At 69.7% G+C, this 21,831-nt stretch carries 20 protein-coding genes and 1 pseudogene; 5 read left to right on the top strand and 16 right to left on the bottom strand.

Translation table 11 applies throughout. From position 1 onward, the window contains the following. Window positions 1-49: 49 nt before the first annotated feature. The 4 genes from ACOCEP_RS29505 to ACOCEP_RS29520 form a co-directional block, all read right to left on the bottom strand. Window positions 50-637: a TetR/AcrR family transcriptional regulator gene (locus ACOCEP_RS29505; RefSeq protein WP_016333932.1), complete on the bottom strand. Its 588-nt coding sequence runs from the start codon at window positions 635-637 to the stop codon at window positions 50-52. A 41-nt stretch (window positions 638-678) separates the two neighbouring features. Beyond that, window positions 679-2,313, bottom strand: a complete 1,635-nt coding sequence (locus tag ACOCEP_RS29510) for an amidohydrolase (protein ID WP_482332339.1) — start codon at window positions 2,311-2,313, stop codon at window positions 679-681. Window positions 2,314-2,316: 3 nt separating this feature from the next. Continuing rightward, window positions 2,317-3,108: a molybdenum cofactor biosynthesis F family protein gene (locus ACOCEP_RS29515; protein WP_482332340.1), complete on the bottom strand. Its 792-nt coding sequence runs from the start codon at window positions 3,106-3,108 to the stop codon at window positions 2,317-2,319. Window positions 3,109-3,278: 170 nt separating this feature from the next. Beyond that, entirely contained in the window at window positions 3,279-5,144 is a 1,866-nt protein-coding gene (locus tag ACOCEP_RS29520; protein WP_482332341.1) for a primary-amine oxidase, read from the bottom strand. A gap of 114 nt (window positions 5,145-5,258) precedes the next feature. Here ACOCEP_RS29520 and ACOCEP_RS29525 point away from each other — a divergent pair, with 114 nt between their 5' ends. Beyond that, complete coding sequence (locus tag ACOCEP_RS29525) at window positions 5,259-5,978, top strand: SDR family NAD(P)-dependent oxidoreductase (RefSeq protein ID WP_482332342.1); 720 nt, start codon at window positions 5,259-5,261, stop codon at window positions 5,976-5,978. 14 nt (window positions 5,979-5,992) lie between these two features. Next, entirely contained in the window at window positions 5,993-6,790 is a 798-nt protein-coding gene (locus ACOCEP_RS29530; RefSeq protein WP_482332343.1) for an SDR family NAD(P)-dependent oxidoreductase, read from the top strand. A gap of 181 nt (window positions 6,791-6,971) precedes the next feature. Here the strand turns inward: ACOCEP_RS29530 and ACOCEP_RS29535 are convergent, their stop codons facing one another. The 10 genes and pseudogenes from ACOCEP_RS29535 to ACOCEP_RS29580 form a co-directional block, all read right to left on the bottom strand. Continuing rightward, window positions 6,972-7,667: an ABC transporter ATP-binding protein gene (locus tag ACOCEP_RS29535; RefSeq protein WP_482332344.1), complete on the bottom strand. Its 696-nt coding sequence runs from the start codon at window positions 7,665-7,667 to the stop codon at window positions 6,972-6,974. Beyond that, window positions 7,664-9,367, bottom strand: coding sequence for a branched-chain amino acid ABC transporter ATP-binding protein/permease (locus tag ACOCEP_RS29540; protein WP_482332345.1), 1,704 nt, complete (start codon window positions 9,365-9,367; stop codon window positions 7,664-7,666). Before ACOCEP_RS29540 ends, ACOCEP_RS29535 begins: the two co-directional genes overlap by 4 nt. Then, entirely contained in the window at window positions 9,354-10,214 is an 861-nt protein-coding gene (locus ACOCEP_RS29545) for an ABC transporter permease subunit (RefSeq protein WP_482332346.1), read from the bottom strand. The genes ACOCEP_RS29540 and ACOCEP_RS29545 overlap by 14 nt, the downstream gene beginning before the upstream one ends. Window positions 10,215-10,298: 84 nt before the next feature. Then, window positions 10,299-10,799, bottom strand: a complete 501-nt coding sequence (locus ACOCEP_RS29550; protein ID WP_482332347.1) for an ABC transporter substrate-binding protein — start codon at window positions 10,797-10,799, stop codon at window positions 10,299-10,301. 82 nt (window positions 10,800-10,881) lie between these two features. Beyond that, a pseudogene (locus ACOCEP_RS29555) lies at window positions 10,882-11,559 on the bottom strand (ABC transporter substrate-binding protein); the annotation flags it as partial. Further along, complete coding sequence (locus tag ACOCEP_RS29560; RefSeq protein ID WP_482332348.1) at window positions 11,475-11,867, bottom strand: nuclear transport factor 2 family protein; 393 nt, start codon at window positions 11,865-11,867, stop codon at window positions 11,475-11,477. The pseudogene ACOCEP_RS29555 and the gene ACOCEP_RS29560, both read right to left, overlap by 85 nt. Window positions 11,868-11,876: 9 nt before the next feature. Beyond that, entirely contained in the window at window positions 11,877-12,644 is a 768-nt protein-coding gene (locus tag ACOCEP_RS29565) for a MoaF C-terminal domain-containing protein (RefSeq protein ID WP_482332349.1), read from the bottom strand. Between the two features lie 40 nt (window positions 12,645-12,684). After that, window positions 12,685-13,683, bottom strand: coding sequence for an AraC-like ligand-binding domain-containing protein (locus ACOCEP_RS29570; protein ID WP_482332350.1), 999 nt, complete (start codon window positions 13,681-13,683; stop codon window positions 12,685-12,687). Window positions 13,684-13,745: 62 nt separating this feature from the next. Next, on the bottom strand, window positions 13,746-14,228 hold the full coding sequence (locus ACOCEP_RS29575) for a hypothetical protein (protein ID WP_482332352.1): 483 nt from the start codon (window positions 14,226-14,228) through the stop codon (window positions 13,746-13,748). A 53-nt stretch (window positions 14,229-14,281) separates the two neighbouring features. Further along, window positions 14,282-15,388, bottom strand: coding sequence for an abortive phage infection protein (locus ACOCEP_RS29580; protein WP_482332353.1), 1,107 nt, complete (start codon window positions 15,386-15,388; stop codon window positions 14,282-14,284). A 37-nt stretch (window positions 15,389-15,425) separates the two neighbouring features. Here ACOCEP_RS29580 and ACOCEP_RS29585 point away from each other — a divergent pair, with 37 nt between their 5' ends. Beyond that, window positions 15,426-16,070, top strand: a complete 645-nt coding sequence (locus tag ACOCEP_RS29585; RefSeq protein WP_482332354.1) for a TetR/AcrR family transcriptional regulator — start codon at window positions 15,426-15,428, stop codon at window positions 16,068-16,070. Here ACOCEP_RS29585 and ACOCEP_RS29590 read toward each other — a convergent pair. Further along, window positions 15,998-16,966 carry an LLM class flavin-dependent oxidoreductase gene (locus ACOCEP_RS29590; protein ID WP_482332355.1) on the bottom strand — a complete coding sequence of 323 codons (969 nt, stop codon included), beginning with the start codon at window positions 16,964-16,966 and terminating at the stop codon, window positions 15,998-16,000. The two genes, ACOCEP_RS29585 and ACOCEP_RS29590, sit on opposite strands and share 73 nt — an antisense overlap. A gap of 366 nt (window positions 16,967-17,332) precedes the next feature. Next, window positions 17,333-18,658, bottom strand: coding sequence for a cytochrome P450 (locus ACOCEP_RS29595; protein WP_482332357.1), 1,326 nt, complete (start codon window positions 18,656-18,658; stop codon window positions 17,333-17,335). A gap of 150 nt (window positions 18,659-18,808) precedes the next feature. Here ACOCEP_RS29595 and ilvD point away from each other — a divergent pair, with 150 nt between their 5' ends. Together ilvD and ACOCEP_RS29605 are read left to right on the top strand one after the other, a co-directional pair. Next, the gene (gene ilvD, locus ACOCEP_RS29600) at window positions 18,809-20,488 is read left to right on the top strand and encodes a dihydroxy-acid dehydratase (RefSeq protein ID WP_482332358.1); all 1,680 of its coding nucleotides are present in this window, start codon (window positions 18,809-18,811) and stop codon (window positions 20,486-20,488) included. A 220-nt stretch (window positions 20,489-20,708) separates the two neighbouring features. Next, complete coding sequence (locus tag ACOCEP_RS29605; RefSeq protein ID WP_482332359.1) at window positions 20,709-21,830, top strand: helix-turn-helix domain-containing protein; 1,122 nt, start codon at window positions 20,709-20,711, stop codon at window positions 21,828-21,830. Window position 21,831 lies beyond the last annotated feature (1 nt).

The following is a 21,831-nucleotide window of genomic DNA, read 5'->3' on the forward strand; positions in this document are numbered from 1 at the left end:
CACTACGTACTACCGCATTCAGAGGACGAAATGCGGTAGTACGTAGGGGTCAGGGGCGGGTCAGGCGCGCGAAGAAGGACTCCAGATGTTGCCGCTGCAGGGCGATCGTCGAGAACTCCCCGGCGACCAGGCTCATCACGTTCGCCCCGGCGTTGATCAGCACGACCTCGTCGACCAGTTGCTCGTCGGGCGTTTCGGTGACGATGTCGCCGTCCTCCCGGCCCTCGGTGAGATACCGGTGGAGCAGGCCCCGCCACGAGCGGATGTGCTCGAGGTACTTGTCCTGCAGTTTCGGATTGGTCAGCGACAGCTGCCAGAAGGTGAGCAGGACGCGCCCCGCGGCGATGCGGTCCTCGTCGATGGGCATCGACGAGACGCACAGCTCGCGGAGCGCGGTCAGCCCGCGTAGTTCGTCCAGTTCCACGTACTCGCGCATCATGCCGAGCGCGCGTTCGTAGGTGGCCTGGATGATGTCTTCCTTGCTCGGGAAGTACAGCTTGAGCGCGCCGTTGGCGAAGCCGGCGGCCGCCGCGATCTCGCGCATGGTGGCGGCCTCGATCCCGCCCTGGGTGATCAAATCCCAGGTGACGTCGACGATGTGACTGCGCCGCTCGTCGTGGTCGATGATCTTCGGCATCGGCAGACCTCCCGCACTGGTTCTTCTACCAGTGTAGGAGATCAGGCCTGGTGATACACGCGGTGCCCGGCGAACCACGTTTGCGTCACCTTTGTCTTGACGAGCGCCGACGGATCGGTCTTGAACGGATCGCGGTCCAGGACGACGAAATCCGCCGACTTCCCGGGGACCAGCGAGCCGGTGACGTCGCCCAGCCCCATCGCGCGGGCGGCGGCCAGGGTGAAGACCTCGATCGCCTCGGCCAGGGTGATCGCCTGCTCGGGCCACAACGCGCCGGGGAACGTGCCGGTCGGATCCTGGCGCGTGACCAGGCCGTGGATGCCCTCCCACGCGTTCGGCGACTCGCTGACCGGCCAGTCCGAACCGCCCGCGACCAGCGCGCCCTCGTCCAGCAGCGACCGGTTCGGCTGCATCCGCCCGGCACGCTCGCCGGGCAGCACCTCGGCGATCGCCGCCGGGATGACACCGGGGACCCACAGGAACGGCGAGATGTCCGCGGCGACCCCCAGCGCGGCGAAGCGCGGGAGATCGTCGGGATGCACGAACTGGCCGTGCGCGACCTGGAACCGCGCGTCGGCGAAGCCCTCGGCACGCACCTTCTCGACGGCGTCGAGCGTCGCGCGTACCGACGCGTCCCCGGTGCAGTGCACCTTCGCCGAGAGCCCCGCCGCGGCCGCCGTGCGCAACCAGCCGACGAGTTCGTCACCCGGCATGGTGGTGGCGCCGTGGTGGCAGGCTCCGTGCGCGGCGTCCGGCAGGTACGGCTCCAGGAAGGCCGCGGTCCGCGTCGGCGGGACCCCGTCGAGGAAGATCTTCACGAAGTCCGGCCGGTGATGCTCGCTCCGGTACTGCCCGGCGACCTCCAGCAACGGTGCCCCGATCGGGTCGAACCCGAAGATCGGGTCGTTGATCAGCAGCGACGAAACCACCCAGGCGTGCAGTTCGCCCGCGTCGTCGAGCGCCTTGAGCGCGCCCAGGATGTCCGCGGAGACCCCGGCGTCCTGGAACGCGGTGACCCCGTACGAATGCAAGGTGCCGATCCCGTGCCGCGACGCCGCCACATGCTGCTCGGCGGTGAGCTTCCGGGTCTCGCTGAGCGCCCGCTCGACGGCGACGCCCGCCGCTTCGAGCAGGACGCCGACGGGTTCCCCGGTGGCGGGATCACGGACGATCTCCCCGCCCGCCGGATCAGGTGTCGCGGCGGAGACCCCCGCGAGTTCCAAGGCGCGGCTGCTCACCCAGCGGTTGTGCCTGCTGTCGTCCGAAAGCATGACCGGACGTCCGCCGGCGGCCTCGTCGAGCGCGTGCCGGGCCGAAGCCCGCGACAGTGTGCCGACCAGGGTGGACGCCCAAGCGCCGCCCACGACCCACTCGTCCGGTCCCAGCCCCGCGGCCCGCTCGCGGACCGCGGCGAGGATGTCGTCCAGGCCCGCGTCGAGGCCGAAGTTCAGTTCGAACAGGGCCGCGCGCCCGGCCAGGGCGTGATGGTTGTGCACGTCGACCAGACCGGGCATGACGAACGCGCCGTCGAGGTCGACGACCTCGGTGCTCGGCCCGCGTTCGATGTCCTCCAGCGACAGCACCTTCCCGTCCTTGATCGCCAGTGACGACGCCCAGGGCCGGTGACCGTCCACTGTGTACACCGTGGCGTTGGTGAGGACGATGTCGGCGGTCAAGGCTCAGCTCCCGGCCGGGTCGTAGGCCTCGGGGTGCACGGTGGTGCTGAGCAGCTTGCCGTGCGCGCCGAAGGTGAAGTGGGTCGGAGTGCTGCCGGTGGCGTCGAGTCCGAAAAGGACACCGTGCGAGCGCAGCCGCTTCGCGTCCCGGTGGTCGGCGACGGTCACCGACGCGCACGGGATCACCTTCTCCCGCCAGGCGAAGACGTAGATCCCCGGCCGCAGCTCGTAGACCGAGTTCTCGTCGGTGTCCGCCAGTCCCCGTTCCGGACCGGCCAGGCACTGCCACGTGTACCAGTGCGGGCTGAGGTACACGTGCTCGTACGCGTGCTCGGTGCTGTACACCCACAGCACCCGGCGCCCGACCAGCGACGTCGTCGGGGCGAGCGATTCCCCGGTCGGCTCGATACCGCCGATCGTGGCGGCCACGAAGGACTGGGTGACCCGGGGCGAGGTGTCGCCGATCTTGCTCAGCACCAGCAGGGCCCGGCCGCGGCGCAGATCCAGCAGCAGGGTGAACGCCTCGTCCTGCCGGGCCTGCGGATGGAACTGGACGTAGTACAGGTCGTCGTCGACCAGGAAGGTCTCGCAGCGGTCGGTGCCCGTGCCGTGGTAGGCCCACTCGATGCGGGTGCCGGAGAAGGCGGCGGTGAAGGTGGTGCCGTCTTCGCAGGCGAGCTCGAAGGCGCGGCCGTGCAGATCGCCGACCGTGGGTGCCTTGTTCGCGTCGAAGCCGGGGGCGAGTCCGTCCAGCGGCAGCCAGGTGGAGGTGTCGGACAGGGTCAGTTCGGGCATCGGTGCAGTCCTAAGGTCTGGTAGTGAACCCCGCGTCCGCGATCGGCGTCGGCAGGGCGGTCGGCATCCATCTCAAGTTGTCGGGTCAGGCGCCCTGCCACCGCGATGGCGGGGCCTTCGGCCAGGCGGGTTTCCCGTGTTGGCCGGTTTCGCGCTCCGCCGACAGGCTCCTAGTGCTCGTGGGCGGAACAGTGATTGTCGGCGGCGCCGGAAGGCAGGTCGAGGGCCGGGTTTCGGTCCAGGAAGCCGTAGGGACGCAGGGAGAAACCGGAATAATCGACCGGCATGACCGGCCAGTCCTCCGGACGCGGGATGTGGGTCGGCCCGAACACGTGCCACAGCACGAGATCGGTGTCGGTGAGGTCGCGGTCGGCGGCGGTCCAGGCGGGCAGCCCCGCGCCGCCCGGATGCGCGTTCGGGCGGTCGCCCGCCGGGAACCGCTCGTCGGCGCGGTACGGCGTCGCCCACAGATGGCGGGTGGCGAACGTCGCCCGCTGGTGGACGGTCGATTCCGGCTGTGCCATCAGGGTCGCGGACGGACGCGGCACGAGCTGGTACGCGGTGGGGGAGCCGAGCCGGTTCGTCCGCTCCGAGCTGCGGATCTCCCAGACGCGCGCCTTGGCCGGATCCGCGAGCCGCTGAGCCTGCTGCTCGGTCCGCAGCGGGGTTTCCTTCCAGGTGAACGCGTTCCCGTACGGGTTCTGTTCGCCCACGGGGATCCGTTCGACGTCGACCTCGACGAGCGAGTTGCGTTCGCCGTCGATCGCCACGTCCAGCCGCGCGCAGAACAGGTGCTGGTGCACCGGCGCGAACAGGCCTGGCGCGATCTCGTTGGCGTGCGGGTGATCCGTGCCCGGATGCGCGGCGCCGGCGAACACGATTCCGGTGGCCTTCGCCTCCAGTTCCACGGTGCCGTCGAGGTAGAGGTACCAGAAGAAACCGTAGTCGTAGTTGCCGATGGTGGAGATCGACGAGATCACCAGCCGCCGCGACCGGCGGACCTCGGCGCGGCCGTCGAGATCCGTGTGCTTCCAGAGGATCCCGTAGTCCTCCTCGTGCATGCAGATCGCACGCGGGATCTCGACCGGGTGGCCGTGGTCGTCGGCGACGAACGCGGGGAAGTAGTGGATGACGCCGAGGCAGTCGCAGCCCAGCCGCAGGTCGTTCGCGTTCTTGCCGAGCAGGTATTCGCCCGCGTCGAAGTAGCTGATCCAGAACCGGCCGGGCGCGGTGTCGCCGTAGGGCACCACCATCTCCGGTACCGACGCGCGGTGCAGCACCGACCGGCCCTGGAAGCCGATTTCGTGCAGCGTCAGGCCTTCGCGGGCGTTGAAGCCGACGCGGAGTTTCCAGCCCTCCCAGGTGACCTCGTTGCCGTCGACGGCGAAGCTCGGACCCTCCGGCTGGGTGATCTCGATCGGCTTCAGCGTGGTGCGGGCCGGGACACCGTCGTAGCGGCCGTGCTCCGGCGGCACGGGGACGTCGCCCTCGTCCTCGACGCGGAGGACACGCTGCTCGGTCAGGTCGATGTGGACGATCAGGCCCTCGACGGGATGCGCCCACGGGCTGTCGGACAAGTCATCGCGCAGGAAGGTCAGCGAGCGGATGACCCGGCCGGTCTCGTCCGGCCTGGCGAAGAACCCGGGCGCCAGGGGAGCGCAGAAGGCGTGCCCGATCCGGTCGCCGAGCCCGCGCCGCTCCATCGCGGCCTGCCATTCGGGTGACGCCTTGGTGATCGACGCGGCGAGGTCGTACTCCTCGAACAGGTACGCGGGCTGGCCTGGGCCACAGTCCTCGGCGGAGACCACTTCGCGCTTCGGCAGCGAGACGACCACGTCGCGGGCCTGGCCGGTCGCCGTGTCGAGCAGCGTGTACTGGACACGGCGGTCGGGGGCGGCGTCGCCCTTCTCGGGCTCGACCGGCAGCACGGCCGGGAACCGCGTCGTCGCGGTGAGCAGGCCTTCGGCGGCCAGGATCCCGCGGCCTGCGGTGAGTTCGTCGGCGGTCAGCGGGTCGAGTGGGTGCGGCCTGGTCATGGTTCGCAGTCTTGCCGGTCCGGCCGGGACTGGAAAGGCCGTCGTGCGGCTGCCGACAAGAAGGCTGCACTGACGGCCAAGCTCCGTGAAAGGTCCGGACCGGAGGATGACGCCATGGGACTGGAGCTCGCGGGCAAGGCCGTGCTGGTGACCGGCGCGGCGTCCGGTATCGGCCTTGCCTGCGTCCAGGCCTTCCTCGCCGAGGGCGCGCGGGTCGGCGCCCTCGACCGGGCGCCCGTACCCACGCTGGCCGACGGTCTCCTGGCCGTGCGGGCCGACGTGACCGACGAGCCGTCGGTGGCCGCCGCGATTGACACCGTCGTGAGCCGCTTCGGCGTGCTCGACGTCGTGGTCGGCTGCGCCGGGATCTCCGGTCCGGTGGGGACGCCGGTCACCGAAACCTCCGCGGCGGAATTCGCCGCGCTGATGGCGGTCAACGTGACCGGTCAGTTCCTGCTGGTCAAACACGCCGCTCCGTGGCTCACCGCGTCGGGTGGCTCGGTCGTGCTGCTGGCCAGTGACTCGGCGTTCACCAGCGCGCCCGGCATGGTGCCGTACTGCGCTTCGAAAGGCGCCGTGGTCGCGATGACCAGGGCACTCGCGGTCGATCTGCCCGGCGTCCGGGTGAACTGCGTCTGCCCCTCGGTGGTCGACACCCCGATGGCGCGCGGCGATCTCGGCGACGTGCTCGACGATCCCGCGTTCCCGGTGCAGGCTCCCGAAGAGGTCGCCTGGCAGGTGCTCCACCTCGCGTCCGCACGTTCGCGGTCCGTCAACGGCCAGGCGGTGCTCGCCGACTTCGGCGTCTCGGCCCGGTCCGGTTTTCCCGCTTAGAAAGGACTCCGCAAGTGAAGAAGGTTGTCGCGATCACGGGTGGCGGTACCGGCATCGGTGCCGCGGTCGCCCGCCGGTACGCCGACGAGGGTGCCCAGGTGGTGGTGCTCGGACGGCGGCTCGAGCCACTGGAGAAGGTGGCCGCCGAAACCGGCGCGCACGTCGTCTCGTGCGACGCCAGCGATCGCGAGGCCGCCGAGAACGCCGTGGCGGAGATCGTCGGCAAGTTCGGCAGGCTGGACGTCGTGGTGGCCAACGCCGGCGGGCACGGGCTGTCCTCGGTGGTCGACACCGGTGACGAGGAATGGGAACTGGCGCTGCGCTCGAACCTGTCGAGTGCTTTCGTGTTCTGCCGGGCCACGCTGCCCTCACTGGTCGAAACCGGTGGACAGGTCGTCATCGTGTCGTCGCTGGCCGGGCTGTTCGCCGGGCCGAACGTCGCCGGCTACACCGTCGCGAAGCACGCGCTGATCGGACTGACGCGCTCGATCGCCCGCGACTACGGACCGAAGGGTGTGCGCGCGAACGCGGTCTGCCCCGGCTGGGTGCGGACCCCGATGGCGGACGGCGAAATGGACCAGTTCGCCGAGGCCGCGGGCTTCGACGGCGGCCACGACGAGGGCTACCGGCGGGTCACCGCCGAGGTCCCGCTGCGGCGTCCCGCCGAACCGGAGGAGATCGCGTCGATCGTGCGGTTCCTGGGGTCTTCGGAGTCTTCGTACATCACCGGTGCGGTGATCGTGGCGGACGGCGGCGCGCACGCCGTCGATCTGCCGACGCTGGCGTTCGAACGGGCGGGGATGGGTTCTTAGCGCGGTGTTGCGCGTGAAGGCCTCCTTCCCTCGGCTGAGCCGAGGGAAGGAGGCCTTCACGCGAGTTGGGAGGGTGATTGTCCGGTACCGGATGTCATGAAAGGGGCGTTCAGGACGGAATGTGTCCTGAACGCCCCTTTCATGACATCCGGGCAGCCGCGAAGGCGACCTTCCGACCCGGTCAGGATTCCCCGAGGTAGGCCGAATGCAGGGTGCCGGGGGAGGCCAGCAGTTCCTGAGCCGAACCCGCGTAGGTGACCCGCCCCGAAGACACCACCAAAGCGTCGCTCGCCACCCCGAGGGCCAGCTGCGTGAACTGCTCGACCAGCAGGATCGCCGCGCCCTCCTCGGCGAACCGGGTCACCATCGGCAGCAGCCGAGTGAACACCACGGGCGCGAGCCCCAGCGACATCTCGTCGATCAGCAGGAACGACGGCCGCGCGGCGAACGCGCGGGCCAGCACCACCATCTGCTGCTCGCCGCCGCTGAGCAGCGCGGCCGGTGAGTCGCGGCGTTTCTCGAGTTCCGGGAACAGCTCGAACAGCTCGTCGGTCCGCGCGCGGGTGCGGGCGGTCAGCATCAGGTTCTCCAGCACGGTCAGGCCGCCGAACACCGCGCGTCCCTGCTCGATATGCGCCAGACCCCGCCGCGCGCGGGCCACCCGCGACTGTTTCGTGATCTCGTCGGATCCGATGTGGACGGTCCCCGACGCGGCGGGCACCACGCCGGAGACGGCTTCCAGCAGGCTGGTCTTCCCCGCGCCGTTCGGGCCGACGAGCGCCGTGATCCGGCCCGGTTCCAGGGTCAGGTCGACGTCGCGGATCACCGGCCCCGCACCGCGGGTGACCGTCAGCCCCGCTATCCGCAACGCGTTCACAGCATCTCCGTTTCACCCATGTACGCCTTGAGCACGGCGGGATCGGCGAGCACTTCGGCCTGGGGGCCGGAGGCCAGCACGCGGCCGAAGTCGAGGACGGTGATCGTGTCGCAGACCGAGCGAACCAGGTCGAGGTCGTGCTCGATGAGCAGCACCGACACCCCGAACCGGGCGGGAACCTGGCGCAGCCGTTCCCCGAAGGCGACGTGTTCTTCGTGCGGGAGACCCGCGGCCGGCTCGTCGAGCAGCAGGACGCGCGGCCGCGCCAGCAGATGCCCGACCACCTCGACCAGCCTCCGCGCGCCGACGTCCACTTGCGACAGTGGGGTGCGGGCGGCGGGGCAGCCGAAGAAGTCCAGCGCGTCACCGATCTCGTCGGCGGTGAGCCGCCGCCTGGCGAGGAACTTCAGGTACGCCCCGACCGTCAGCCCCGGCGGGACACGGTCCTGCTGGAACGTCCGGCGCAGTCCGGCGCGGGCCCGGTCCGACGGCGATCCGGTCAGCGGGCCGCCCCCGAGCTCGACGGAGCCCTCGGCGTTGGGCAGGAAGCCGCTGATCGCGTCGACCAGCGTCGACTTGCCCGCGCCGTTCGGCCCGATGACGCCGAGCACCCCGTGTTCGGGGACCGATATGTCCACTGAGGACAGTGCGGCGACGTGCCCGAAGTTCACGCTCAGGCCACGAACGGTCAGGACCGGTGGGCCGGGCGACCTGGCCTCGATCTCCGTGGTCTTGGTGGCGAGATCGAGTTTCGCCGGTTCCTTCTTGGCCCGCCGGTACCAGACCTGCCGCACCGTGGTGCCCAGGTTCCCGCCACCGGCCAGCGCCTGGACACCGAGCACGCCGAACACCACGAAACCCCAGTCCTGGGGGATTCCCCAGCGTTTGAGCAGTTCCGGCACCCCGACCCACAGCACCGCGCCGAACACCGCCATGTCGATCAGATGCGCGCCCGACATGATCGCCAGCACGTACAGCGCCAGCGATTGGATCGCGGTGAAACTCGCCGGGAAGGCGAGCCCGACCTGCCCGGTGAGCAGGCCGCCGCTGATCCCGCCGAGGGTGGCGCTCACCGCGAACGCGGTCAGCTTCGACATCCGCACGCTCGTGCCCGCTGCCGCCGTGCCGCGTTCGGAGAACGCCACCGCCTGCCAGGCGCTGCCCCAGCGTCCACGGCGCAGGAAGTACACGGCGAGACAGCACAGCACCAGCACCACGACGGCGAGCTGGAAGTAGGACCGGTCGTCGGAGAAGGCGTCCGGCCGTTCGACCGAGATCCCGCCGGAGACACCGGGGAACTGGAGCTGGACCAGCGCGAGGTCGGCCGCCGCGGCGAGCCCCAGCGTGACGACGGCGAGGTTGATCCCGCGCAGCCGCAGCGCCGGCAGCCCGACGAGCACCCCGACCACCCCGGCGGCGAGACCGCCGAGCACCAGCCAGGTGAGGAACCCACCCGGCGCCTGTGCCTCGTTCAGCGCCGACACGGTCCAGGCACCGACGGCGCCGAAAGTCAGCTGGCACAGGGAGATCATGCCCGCGCTGCCGGTGACCACGCCGAGCCCGAGCAAGGAGATCCCGGCGACGACGGCGCTCATGCCGAGGTAGACGAAGTACCCGTCGAGCCCGACGCTCAGGCCGTAACCGACGGCGATCGCCACGATGGCGACCGCGAACGGAATCCCGCGTTCAGCGAGCCGCATCCCACACCTCCTTGCGCTGCGACCACAGCAGCAGCGCGACGATCACTGCGAACGGCAGGAAGTACCGCACCACCGAAAGGCCGTCGACCTGCGCGGCCGCGCCCTGGATCAGGCCGAGGCCGAGCCCGCCCCCGACCGCGAGGTCGAGCCGGCGGAATCCGCCGAGCAGGGCCGCCGCGGCCGCGGGGACCACCAGCATCGCCAGCGACGTCGCGTCGTTGGACTGCGACGGCGCCACGATCGAGATGACCAGCGTGCTGACCACCCCGGTGACCGCCCAGACCGCGACGCTGAGCCGCTTCGCCGGGATGCCCAGCAGTTCCGCCGTCGTCGGGCGTTCCGACAGCGCCCTGAGCTGGACACCGGCCGCGGTCCGGCTCAGCACGATCCGGCTGGCCAGCGCCACGAGGACGGCCAACGCGACCGTGACCACGGTGACCTGGCTGATCACCACACCGCCGACGGTGACCGCCGGACCGTCCAGGATCGGGTGGAACGGCTGCGGTTTGTTGCCGAACAGGATGAACGACAACGAGATCAGCAGGAGCAGCACAGCCACGGTCACCGCCGAGCGCGTGCCGGTGTCCGCCTCGGCGAGCCAGGTGGACACGATCCAGCCGAGCAGCGCGCTGAGCAGCCCGCCGAGCACGATCCCGGCGACGGTGGCGAGCCACATCGGCAGGCCCAGATCGACGGACAGGAACACCGCCACGTAGCAGCCGAACATCCCGGTGGCCGACTGGGCGAAGTTCACCACCCGCACCAGGCGCGACATCAGCGTCAGGCACACCGCCAGCACCGCGTACAGTCCGCCGGCGGCCAGGCCTGCCAGCGCTCCCTGCAGCATGTTTCCTCCTGTGTGAGGGAGGCTCGTGAGTGGTAAGGACGGTTAGAACCGTCCTTACCACTCACGAGACCCGGCCATTACGACCTACTTCTTCGGAATCCGCAGCCAGTCGTCGGCGACGAGCTCCCATTTGTTGGTGCCGGAGGCGAGCTTGATCGGCCAGCCCGCGGTGTTGTCGTGGTGCGTCTGGCCGGGGCCGAAGACATACGGCGTGCCGACCATCGGATCGGTGATCGGCTTCATCTCGCGCAGTGCCTTGGTCACCGATTCGCGGGTGATGTCACCCTGGATCCCGCGGATCACGTCGAGGAAGTACTTCGCCGCCAGATAACCGCCCTGGCTGAACGAGGTCAGCGGGATGTTGTTCTTGGTCATCAGCTCGCGCCAGTCCTTGTTCTGCGGGCTGGTCGCGTCGGTGAACGGGTAGAACTCGGCGGGCACGTACACCCCGGCGCCCGCGTTGGTGATGGCCTTGGCGTAGTTCTCGCTGTAGACGCTGGTGAGCAGCAGCCAGGTGACGTCGTTCCAGCCCTGCGCCGCGGCGGCCTTCAGCTGGCCGATGGAATCCGGCTCGACCGGGTTCACCGTGATCGCCTTGCACCCGGCGTTGCGCGCCCTTGACGATGTAGGACGTGTAGTCGGATCCGCCGTAGGGCACGGTGGCGTCGAGGTACTTGAGCTTCTTGCCGGTGATGGCCGACCATTCGTCGATCGCCGCCTGGTACGACGGCAGGGTGTTGCCCGCGATCTCCAGCAGCGCGCAGATGTCGTTCAGCTTCAGCGTTTCCGAGCCGTAGAGCAGGGTCAGCGTCATGTCGTGGTACGGCCCGACGTTGACCGGGGCGATGTTCGGGCTGGAGAAACAGGCCGGGTCCACGCCGATACCCTGCATGGACAGGATCTTCTGCTGTTCGTAGTACTTGTTGTTGATCTCGCACTCGATGAGGCTGGACGAGCCGACGAGTGCCACCGCCTCGTCCCGGCCGACGACCTCGCGGGCGGCGGCCGCCGCGGCAGCCGGGTCGCCCTTGTCGTCGAGGGCCTTGTACTGGATCTGCCTGCCGTTCACGCCGCCGTTCGCGTTGGCCGCGTCGAAGACCGCCTTGGCCGCTTGCGAGGCCTCGGGGAACGTCGCCGCGCCGCTCAGCGCGTTGACCGAACCGACCACGATCGGTCCGCTCGAACCGCTGCCGGCTCCGGCGCAGCCCGCGGAGGCGAGCAGGACGGCCGCGGCGACGGCGACGAGGCGCCGCCCCGGTTTCACCGGTTCTCCAGGGCGTTCACGACCGGCGCCGAGTCGACGATCTGCTCGAACGACGTCACCTCGCCGCCGTCGAACTTCCACACGTGCGCGACGCGGGCGGTGAACGAACGGCCGGTCTCACGGTGCTTGCCCTGGTAGGTCCCGATACCGACCACCGTGTCACCGGCGTCGAGAAGCTCGCCGAGGGTGAACGTGTAGCCGTCCCAGTCCTTCGCGATCGCACCGAAGACGTTGTCACGCACCTCTTCCGGGCCGGTGTAGGTGCCGGCGTAAGGGAAACCGGCGGCCTCCGTCCAGGTGGTCGCGGGACCGAGCGGGGCCAGCATGCCCGCCAGATCACCCCGGTCGCTCGCGGCGTAGTGCGCGGCGATGATGTCTAGATTGGACACTGGGACTCCTTAAACCGGTTGCGCGTCGGGATAGGCGACGGCGCCGAGTGGGTAGATGTGCCCGCCCGCGCGGGAGTGTTCCGACCGGCCGTCGCCGGTCAAGCCGAGGAAGACGCCGGTGGTCTTCAGCGCGTACCCGAGGTCGTGCAACCACACACTGGCCACGGCGATGCGGAACTCGCGGAAACAGAACAGGTAGAGCCCGTCCTGGAACTTCCACACCGTCGACAAGTCCATGTCACCGTGGCCGCGCTGCACGCCTTCGAGGCATTGCCAGGCATAGCGCTGCGAAGACACGTACACGTGCTCGTAGAGGTGTTCGGGGCTGTAGCGGTAGACGTTGCGTTTGCCGATCAGGTCGCGCGACGGGCCCGGTACCTCGCCGGTCGGCGTGCCCGCGTCGGTCATGCCGGACCAGAACGTCTGGGAGACACGGGGAACGCCTTCGACGTCTTCGGCGCCGATCACCGAACGCACGGCGAGCGCGCGATGCGTCGTGGTGGAGAAGACGACGGTGAGCGCTTCACCTTCGACGCTGGTGTGGGGGAGATTCACGAAGATGACGTCTTCCCGGACGGCGACCGCGTCGTACGGATCCTTGATGCCGTTGCAGGTGACGGTTTCAGCGTCTTCGAACCGCAATGCGAGTGTCTTCCCGTCGTCGAGGGTGACGGTGAGCTCGCGTCCGGACAGGTCGGCGTTCGGCAGACGGTAGGTGGCTATTCCGGCGGCGAACTCGTCATAGGTGCGCCACTGTTCCTCGGGTGCTTCGGGCATGCGGTCATCGTCGAGGCGACCGCCCTGACAGGGGAAGCCGTCACGCGCTGGGCGGCAACAACCGGTCGCTCACGGTCAAGCCACGGCGCAGTTCGCTCGGCGAGCAGCCGAATTCCGTCTTGAACACCCGGCTGAAATGGGGCGCGTCGACGAAACCCCACTTCGCCGCGATGGCCGCGACGGGTCGCGAAGTGTGCACCGGGTCCAGCAATTCGCGGCGGCAGTGTTCGAGCCGGCGGGTGCGGATCCAGCCGGAGACGGTCGTGCCCTGTTCGTGGAAGAGGCCGTGCAGATGCCGGGTGGAGATGTAGTGCTCGGCGGCGATCTGCGCCGGGCCGAGGTCGGTGGAGGAGAGGTTCGCGTCGATGTAGGCGAGGACCCGGCGCATCAGTTCGTGATGCGGCCCGGCGGTCGAACGGGCGAGGTCGAGTTCGCTGGCGAACAGCGTGGCGAGCAGATCGACCGCGGTATGCGCGAGCCGGACACCCGCCGGCCCGCCGAGCTGGTCGAGGTTGCTGCCGAGCTGCGCGAGGAAGGGCACCACCACGTTGCCCATGCCCCGCTTGCCCGACATGGGCACCGCGGTCAGCTGGCCGACCAGGTCACGGGGGAGATCGATGAGCCGCTGCGGGAACATCACCACGAGCGTGCGGAAATCCTCTTCGAACGCCAAGGTGTACGGCCGGTGCGTGTCGTACAACGCCACGTCCCCGGGGCGGAGCATCGCCTCGCGGTTGTCCTGCACCAGGAGCCCGGTCCCGGACAGGATCAGGCTCAGCTTGTAATAGTGCCTGTCGGCCCTGGCGATGAGCTCGGGTGTCCGTTCGACCACGTGCGCCGACGCGGTCACCTCGGTCAGCTGGACGTCGTCCGCGCCGCAGGAGCGGATGCGGCCGCGGAAGTGGTCCCGGTGCTCGCTCGTCACGTGCAGCGGCACGAAGGATTGCGACACCACCGTGCGGAAATCGGTGAAATCTCGCGCGACCGTGGTGGTGGTCGGGTCGGCGGTGGCGGTGGTCACGGGGTCACCTCGCAGCATCGGGGGGTGAATTTCATATACGATAAGCGATACGATGCTGCCGGGCAATGATCGTGACGAGGTCAGTCGGCGAGGCGGAACAGGAGGGTTCTCGGGTCCACGTCGACGGGCACCGTCGTGCCCGTTTCGTAGCGGCCGACGTCTTCGGTGAGGACGCGCGCGCTGAACGGGGTCACTCCCGGGCCGGTGACGACGAGGTCGACGTCGTCCGCGGGAGTGCTCACTTCGCCGACCCAGATGCGTTTCCTGGAAACGACTTCGGCGTTCGCGCGGACGCCTTGCCGGTCGAGACCGCGGTGGACCTCGCGGGCCTTGGCGTTCCGGCGGAGATGCGATCCGACGGTGCCCAGCCCGCCGAGCGTGAACACGGCGCCCATGACCATGGCGACCAGACGGTCGTCGTCGCCGGGAGCGAAGCGGGTGCCGACCCAGAGCAGGGCCGGGCCGATCAGGACCAGGACGGTCATGAAGAAGCCCAGAAGGCAGCCGATGACGGTGAAGGCGGGCAGCTCCGGTGCTTCCTTGCCTTCGCGGTCCGTCCTCACGGGGCGTGAGGTTACCGGCCGGTTTCCGTCGCCGGTCCGGTAAAAATCCCCGCTTACCCGCGGTTGTGCCGGGCCAGCGCGTCGAAGGACAGCTTGCGCTCGAACCGATACGGCGAGGTCTCGTCCTCGTGCCTCGCCCGCAAGGTTTTCACCAGGCTGTACGAGGCCAGGTCGAGATCGAACTCCGGCCGGGCCGGATGATGCGGCAGGTTCGGCGCGATGAAGGTGTACACGTGCGCGCCTCGCAGGCCGGCCGCGTCGAACACGCGCAGCAGGCGGGCGAGATGGTCGGCCTGTTCGCGTTCGTCGCGCACGTGGCCGGGCTTGATCCTGGGCGGGACCTGCTCGTAGTCGACGATGTCCCAGCCCATCCCGCCGGCCTGGGCGGCGCCGGTGAACGTGCACGAGCCGAACTCCAGCACCGTCACGGGTTTGTTCCACCGCCGGTATTGCGCGAGGTCCTTTGTGTACTCGGCATCCGTGGCGAAGTACGGGTAGTAGTCGATTCCGACGATGTCGAAGAGGGTCCAGTCGACCGGCTCCGCTCCGCCGATCGAGGCGTAGGTGATCCGGCCGCGGAAGTTCCGGCGCGCGACCTCGGCCGCCCGCGCGAGGAAATCGGCCAGCCGGTCCATGATCTTCGGCCATTCGCCAGGCGGGATCGTGGCCATGTTCGCGATCCGGTCCAGATAGGTCTCGCCGGGCACGATGCCCGGAGTGAAGAGGAGGTGTTCGCAGCCGGCCACGAACTTGACGTCGTCCCCGTGGCGCAGCCGCTCCGCCTGGCGGGCGGACTCGGCCAGATGGTCGAGGACCTGATCCTGGGGGTGATCGTAGAGCCGGGGCTGGACGTAGACCTCCAATCCGCGGCGCGACGCGACGGCCGTCGTCTCGGCGAGCCTGCCGACGTCGGTGCCGAACGCGGTGATCGACGGGCAGCGCAGGTGGTCGGCGATCACCCCGATCTCGTGCTCCAGCTGCCTTCCGCTCCAGCGCACCCGGCTGAGCGGGTCGCCCGCGGCGTGCAGGACGCCGACGTCGTACGCGACCCCGCCTCGCAGCCGCCGGGGCCTGCCCGCCGCCTCGGCCATGCCCCCGCCGAGGCTCGTGACCGCCACCGCTCCCGCGACCGATTTCAAGAACGTCTTGCGAGTGATCATGACTGTCCTCGCTAGTTGCTCGACTAGAATACTGTTCATGCAACCAGAAAATGAGCCGGGCGGCCAGGAGCGGCGCTCGTTCATCGAGGAGGCGCGGCGCGCGCAGATCGTCTCGGCGACCATCGGGACCATCGCCGAGATCGGTTACGCGAAGGCGTCGTTCGTGCGGATCGCGCGGCGGGCGGGGATCAGCCCGGGGCTGATCACGTATCACTTCACCAAACGCGAAGAGCTGATGAAACAGGTCATGCTGACCGTGTACACCTCGATCGACCAGGCACTCGGGGCGCGAGCCGAGGGCGCCGAGAGCTGCGCCGCCGCCCTGCGCGCCTTGATCGAGGGGTTCGTGCTCTATTCCGCCGAGCGGCCCGAAGAGATCATCGCGATCGGCCAGATCGCCTCGGCGTCAAGGGACGCCGAGGCCGCGCGAAGCTGGTTCGAAGAGCAGAACGCGAAGACGCTGGCCGAACTGGAGGACATGTTCCGCGAAGGCCAGAAGGCGGGGGAGCTGCGGGAATTCTCCCCGCGGGTGATGGCCGTGTCCGTGATCGCCGCGATGGAAGCCGCTCCCGCCGAGCTGATGGCCCGGCCGGACACCGAGGTGGCGGCCTACGCGCGCGAGCTGGCCGACCTGTTCGAACACGCCATGAGCCGTCCGGCCAGCGAGGCGACCAGCTCGTAGGAGCGACGGCGGTCGGTGTGGTGGTAGAGCGGCGTGGTCACCATGAGTTCGCCGGAACCCGTCTCGTCGAGGATCCGCTGGAGTTTCGGGACCAGCGTGTCCGGGCTGCCGGTGAGCACGGCGCCGGAACGTTTCGCGATCTCGGCGCGATCGTCGGCGGTGTAAGGAAAAGCCGCCGCGTCCTCGGGGCTGGGCAGCCGGATGCGGTGGCCGCGGATCCGGCTGAGTACTTTCAGCCGGGTCGAACCCGCGAGCCACTCGGCGCGTTCGTCGTCCTCGGCCGCGATGACGGAAACGCTGACCAGGTCGGCCTCGACCGGCGCGACCGGCGCCAGATGGTGGGCGAAGGCGTACTCGAGCCCGTGTTCCGCCGCCAGCGCGGCACTTTCGGGAGAGCGGCCGAGCAGCCAGAGCGCCGGGACATTGCCGCCGAGGACGGGGATCGCCTTCACCTCGGCGTCCTCGGGCGGGTTCAGGTAGTGCCGGAGTTCGGCCAGCTGCTCGCCGAAATCCTTCGTCCTTTGTGGACGAATCGCGGCGGAGGCGGCCTTCGAACCACCCGGCGCGCGGCCGATCCCGAGATCGATCCGCCCCGGATGCAAGGCGGCCAGCGTCCCGAACTGTTCCGCGATCACGAGCGGCGGGTGATTCGGCAGCAGGACACCGCCCGCGCCGACCCTCAGGCGTTTCGTGGCGTTCGCGAGGTGGGAGATGAGGACCGCCGGCGCGGAACTGGCGACGCCGCGCATGCCGTGATGCTCGGGAACCCAGTAACGGTGGTAGCCGAGTTCTTCGGCGAGCCGCGCGAGGTCGACCGTGTTGAGCAACGCCTGGCGCGGTGTCGAGCCCTCGACGATGGGGGAGGTGTCCAGGACCGACAGAGCCGCGGAAGCCATCCCGTCGCCTCTCGTGAGTGGTAAAGACGGTTATTGACCTGTAAGGCAATTATGGCGTGTTCGGGTCCTTGCTGGATGGGGCTTCGGTGTCGCGAAAGCCACTTTCGGGACATGTGACGTCGCGAAAGTGGCTTTCGCGACGTGACCGAGCCTTCCGTCGCCCATAAGGACCGCACCACCTGTGTGAAGGGGACTTTCCTCGCGTGCGATGAGGGGAAAGCTCCCTTCACCTCGCCGAGCACCCCCGAGCGCCGGTCCGTGAAGACCTCCTTCCCTACCTTGAGGGTAGGCCTTCACGGACTCGCCACCCGACAGGGACACCTTTGCCCTACGGCTCAATAACCGTCCCTACCACTCACGAGGCGGTCAGGCGAGTGCGGCGGGAAGTGTCTCGAAGCCGCGCAGGATCCGGGTCTCGCGCCGGCGCGCCCCGCCGAGCAGCCGCAGGTCCGGAAAGCGCTCGAAGATCGACCGCAGCCCGATCTCGCCTTCCATCCTCGCCAGCGAAGCGCCGAGACAGTAGTGCCGTCCCGCGCCGAACGACACGTGATCCCGCGCGTTCGCCCGCTCGACGTCGAAGGTGGCCGGGTCGTCGAAGATCTCCGGGTCCCGGTTGGCGCCCGCGAGCACGGTGGTGACGATCGCGCCGCGCTCGATGCGGGTCCCGCCGATCTCGGTGTCCCGCGCGGACAGCCTGCCGGTGAGCAGCACCGGCGGGTCGTAGCGGAGGACCTCGTCGACGGCGTTGCTCCACAGGTCCGGATTCGCCCGTAGTTTCGCGAGTTCGCCCGGATGCCGGGTGAGCAGGGCGATGCCGTTGCCGAGGAGGTTGACGGTCGTTTCGAAGCCTGCCGCCAGCACCAGCCCCGCCGTGGCCTTGAGCTCCCGCTCGGTCAGGCCGACGCCGTCCTCGCGGGCGGCGATCAGTTTGCTCAGCAGATTGTCGCCGGGGTTCTTCCGCAGTTTCTCCAGATGCAGCGTGAGCCACGAGTCGAACTCGGCCAGCGTCGCCTCCACCGTCCGGAACGTCCGCCATGGCAGGCCGAGGTCGAGACTCGGGGCCGCGGCGCCGCCCAGTGCGAGCACCTTGTCGCGTTCTTCCGGCGGGACGCCGAGGATCTGGCTGATCACGGTGACCGGCAGGAGCCCGCAGTACCGCTCGATGAGGTCGACGGGGTTCGCCGGGTCGAGGCCGTCGAGCAGTTCGTCGGTGATCGCCTGCGTGCGCTCCCGCAGCTGCTCGACGGCGCGGGCGGTGAAGACGCGGGTGACCAGCTTCCGGTACCGCGTGTGGTCGGGCGGTTCGCTGGCGAGCAGCGAGGGCGGTTCGATCGGATGGATCAAACCCGACGACGACCACGCGACCAGCCGGTTGAGCAGCGGGTGGTCCGGGACGAACCGCACGGTCTTGAACGCGTCGCTGGACAGCACCTCCTTGCACGCCGCGTGCCGGGTACTGACATGGCCGACCCGGGTGGTGGCGATGGCGCCGTGCGCGCGGATCTCGTCGAACAGCGCGCTCAGATCCGCCCCGCCGCTCGCCTCGACGGACAGCCTGCCCTGGAGATCGCCCCGGCGCGCCGCGGCCCGCAGGGCGACGCGGGGGATGGCGTGGCCGATGCTCCAGCGGGTGACCGGTTTGGCGATCGCCTGCGCCTTGTGCCGGAAGGGGGCGGTCTTGAGAGCGAACATCAGGACTCCGTCCGTGCGGGTTCCCCCTCGAAGGTATCGGAACGACGTGTCAGTAGCCAGCGGCCGCGGTCGTCGCGGAGCGGTGAGTTGCGCGGGGCGCGCCGGGTTGGCAGCGTGCCCGGTGTCCCGCCACGAAGGAAGGTGCCCCCGATGCCGCAAGACCAGCCGGATTTGAAACCTCGTTCGCGCGACGTGACCGACGGCCTGGAGCGTGCGGCGGCCCGCGGCATGCTCCGCGCGGTCGGGATGGGCGACGACGACTTCGCCAAACCGCAGATCGGGGTGGCGTCCTCGTGGAACGAGATCACGCCGTGCAACCTGTCCCTCGACCGGCTGGCCAAGGCGGTCAAGAACGGTGTGCACGCGGCCGGTGGCTACCCGCTGGAGTTCGGCACGATCTCGGTGTCCGACGGCATTTCCATGGGACACGAGGGAATGCACTTCTCGCTGGTGTCCCGTGAGGTGATCGCCGATTCGGTCGAGACGGTGATGATGGCCGAGCGGCTGGACGGCTCCGTGCTGCTGGCGGGCTGCGACAAATCCCTGCCGGGCATGCTGATGGCGGCGGCGCGGCTCGATCTCGCTTCGGTCTTCCTTTACGCGGGCTCGATCATGCCCGGTCAGGTGGACGGCCAGGACGTCACGATCATCGACGCCTTCGAAGCCGTCGGCGCCTGCCTGGCGGGCAAGATCACCCGCGCCGAAGTGGACAGGATCGAACGCGCGATCTGTCCCGGCGAAGGCGCCTGCGGCGGGATGTACACCGCCAACACGATGGCGTCCGTCGCGGAGGCGCTCGGCATGTCGCTGCCCGGATCGGCCGCTCCGCCGGCGGTCGACAGGCGCCGTGACGGCTTCGCCCACCGGTCGGGGGAGGCCGTCGTCGGGATGCTCCGCCAAGGCATCACCGCGCGGCAGGTCATGACCATGGAAGCGTTCGAGAACGCCATCGCCGTCGTGATGGCGCTGGGCGGTTCGACCAACGCCGTCCTCCACCTGCTCGCGATCGCGCGCGAGGCGGAGGTCGATCTGCGCATCGACGACTTCAACCGGATCGGGGACAAGGTCCCGCACCTCGGCGACCTCAAGCCGTTCGGGAAGTACGTGATGAACGACGTCGACAAGGTCGGCGGCATCCCCGTGGTGATGAAGGCGCTGCTCGACGCCGGGCTCATGCACGGCGACGTGCTCACCGTGACCGGCAAGACCATGGCGGAGAACCTCGAAGGCATCGCCCCCGCCGGGGTCGACGGCGAGATCATCCGTCCGCTCGACCGCCCGATCCACCGAACCGGCGGGCTGACCATCCTCAAGGGATCGCTGGCGCCCGAGGGCGCCGTGGTGAAGTCGGCGGGCTTCGACGAATCGACGTTCACCGGCACCGCGCGGGTGTTCGACGGCGAGCGGGCCGCTCTCGACGCGCTCGCCGAGGGCCGGATCGTCGCCGGGGACGTCGTCGTCATCCGGTACGAAGGCCCCAAGGGCGGGCCGGGGATGCGGGAGATGCTCGCCATCACCGGCGCGATCAAGGGTGCCGGGCTCGGGAAGGACGTCCTGCTGATCACCGACGGGCGCTTCAGCGGCGGTACGACCGGGCTCTGCGTCGGCCACATCGCCCCGGAGGCCGTCGACGCGGGCCCGATCGCGTTCGTGCGCGACGGCGACCCGATCACCCTCGACGTCGCGAACCGGACGCTGGAAGTCGAGATCGACGACATCGAGGCGCGCAAGGAGGGCTGGACCCCCAAGCCGCCGGCGTACACGCGGGGAGTTCTCGGGAAGTACGCCAAGGTCGTCCGCAGCGCCGCGCACGGAGCCGTCTGCGAGTAGGCACCAGCCCTTGCCCCGTGGGCTGAAGGGGCCCTTCACCGCGTGCGACGCGGTGAAGGGCCCCTTCGTCGAATCGCATGCGGCGAAGGGCCCCTTCAGCCCCCCACGAACGGGTGATGCGTAGGGCGGAGAGGCCCGAGTACGTAATTCACCCGATGTGCCCCGCTACTCCGGAGTAGCAGACTCGGCGGCCCGACGATTCCCGCTGCTCCGGAGGTCGATGATGACCCTGACCGCGTCCCACGCCCCAGCCCGTACCGCCGCCCTCGTGATCGCCCGCGTGGTCGTCGACGGGATCCGGCACTCGCTGCCGGAGCACGCGCCGCTGTTCGACGCGCGAGCCACGGAGTTCGTCGCCTCGGTACTGGAGCACGACGGGATGAACCTGGGCATCGCGGCGGGTGCGGACGCCTTCCGCCAGGTCGGCGTGGCCGAGTACGTGGCAGGCAAGGAGCTGGAACGGCTCACTCGCGCCTACCACTCGGCGGGCCGGGCCGCCCTGCCCGCGCTGGCCTCGCTGTCCCGCCAGCCGGGGGCCGGGTCGGCTTTGATGGACACCGGGGTGGAGGCGCTGCTCCGCTGCGCGGACGTCCTGATCAGGCTGTCCACCGCCGCCTACCGCGCGGCGCACACTCCGTCGATCGCCGAAGTACGTCAAGAACTCCTGAGGGAGATCTTGAGTGGCCGTCCGCCGTCGAAATGGGCGAGCCTCGCGGCGGAGGCGGGCTGGGTGCCGCCCGCCCGGGTGGTGGCCGTCGCCGCGGAGCCGGGCGCGGTCCGCGCCTCGTTCGGCCCGGAGGTGCTGGCCGACCTCACCGGCGAGTATCCGCACCTGCTCGTTCCGGACGACGTCGAGATCGGTGGTGTCCTGGCGGGGGCGAGGGCGGCGGTCGGCCCCGCGGTGGCTCCCGCCGAGGCCGCCGTTTCCCTGCGGTGGGCGCGCCGGACGCTCGAGCTGGTCCGGCGCGAGGTGATCGAGGAAGGCCCGCTCGTGCGCTGGTCGGACCACCTGACCACGCACTGGCTTTTCGCCGACGAGGTGCTGACGACCGCGCTCGTCGAGCGCAGCCTCGCCCCGATCGACGGCCTGCCCGCGAACGAGCGCGCCAAGCTCGCCGAAACCCTCGACGCCATGCTCTCCGCCCGTGGCGGGGCACCGGAGATCGCGGACAACCTCGGCGTCCACCCGCAGACGGTCCGCAACCGCCTGCGCCGTCTCCGGGGCCTGTTCGGCGCCCGGCTCGACGACCCGCAGGCGCGGCTGGACCTGAGGATCGCCTTGCGCGCGGAGCTGCTCACGCCCGAACCGGGACGCCAGGCGCCCGGGATGAAGGTGGCGTGAG

It is taken from the genome of Amycolatopsis sp. CA-211722 (assembly GCF_056828465.1).

What these genes read in the sequence shown, in the direction of transcription:
- ACOCEP_RS29565 (WP_482332349.1), bottom strand. Translation starts at nt 12,644, where the DNA reads ATGCCCGAAGCACCCGAGGAACAGTGGCGCACCTATGACGAGTTCGCC.
- ACOCEP_RS29545 (WP_482332346.1), bottom strand. Translation starts at nt 10,214, where the DNA reads ATGCTGCAGGGAGCGCTGGCAGGCCTGGCCGCCGGCGGACTGTACGCG.
- ACOCEP_RS29515 (WP_482332340.1), bottom strand. Translation starts at nt 3,108, where the DNA reads ATGCCCGAACTGACCCTGTCCGACACCTCCACCTGGCTGCCGCTGGAC.
- ACOCEP_RS29605 (WP_482332359.1), top strand. Translation starts at nt 20,709, where the DNA reads ATGATGACCCTGACCGCGTCCCACGCCCCAGCCCGTACCGCCGCCCTC.
- ACOCEP_RS29585 (WP_482332354.1), top strand. Translation starts at nt 15,426, where the DNA reads ATGCAACCAGAAAATGAGCCGGGCGGCCAGGAGCGGCGCTCGTTCATC.
- ACOCEP_RS29520 (WP_482332341.1), bottom strand. Translation starts at nt 5,144, where the DNA reads ATGACCAGGCCGCACCCACTCGACCCGCTGACCGCCGACGAACTCACC.
- ACOCEP_RS29580 (WP_482332353.1), bottom strand. Translation starts at nt 15,388, where the DNA reads ATGATCACTCGCAAGACGTTCTTGAAATCGGTCGCGGGAGCGGTGGCG.
- ACOCEP_RS29525 (WP_482332342.1), top strand. Translation starts at nt 5,259, where the DNA reads ATGGGACTGGAGCTCGCGGGCAAGGCCGTGCTGGTGACCGGCGCGGCG.
- ACOCEP_RS29505 (WP_016333932.1), bottom strand. Translation starts at nt 637, where the DNA reads ATGCCGAAGATCATCGACCACGACGAGCGGCGCAGTCACATCGTCGAC.
- ilvD (WP_482332358.1), top strand. Translation starts at nt 18,809, where the DNA reads ATGCCGCAAGACCAGCCGGATTTGAAACCTCGTTCGCGCGACGTGACC.
- ACOCEP_RS29590 (WP_482332355.1), bottom strand. Translation starts at nt 16,966, where the DNA reads ATGGCTTCCGCGGCTCTGTCGGTCCTGGACACCTCCCCCATCGTCGAG.
- ACOCEP_RS29595 (WP_482332357.1), bottom strand. Translation starts at nt 18,658, where the DNA reads ATGTTCGCTCTCAAGACCGCCCCCTTCCGGCACAAGGCGCAGGCGATC.
- ACOCEP_RS29570 (WP_482332350.1), bottom strand. Translation starts at nt 13,683, where the DNA reads ATGCTGCGAGGTGACCCCGTGACCACCGCCACCGCCGACCCGACCACC.
- ACOCEP_RS29540 (WP_482332345.1), bottom strand. Translation starts at nt 9,367, where the DNA reads ATGCGGCTCGCTGAACGCGGGATTCCGTTCGCGGTCGCCATCGTGGCG.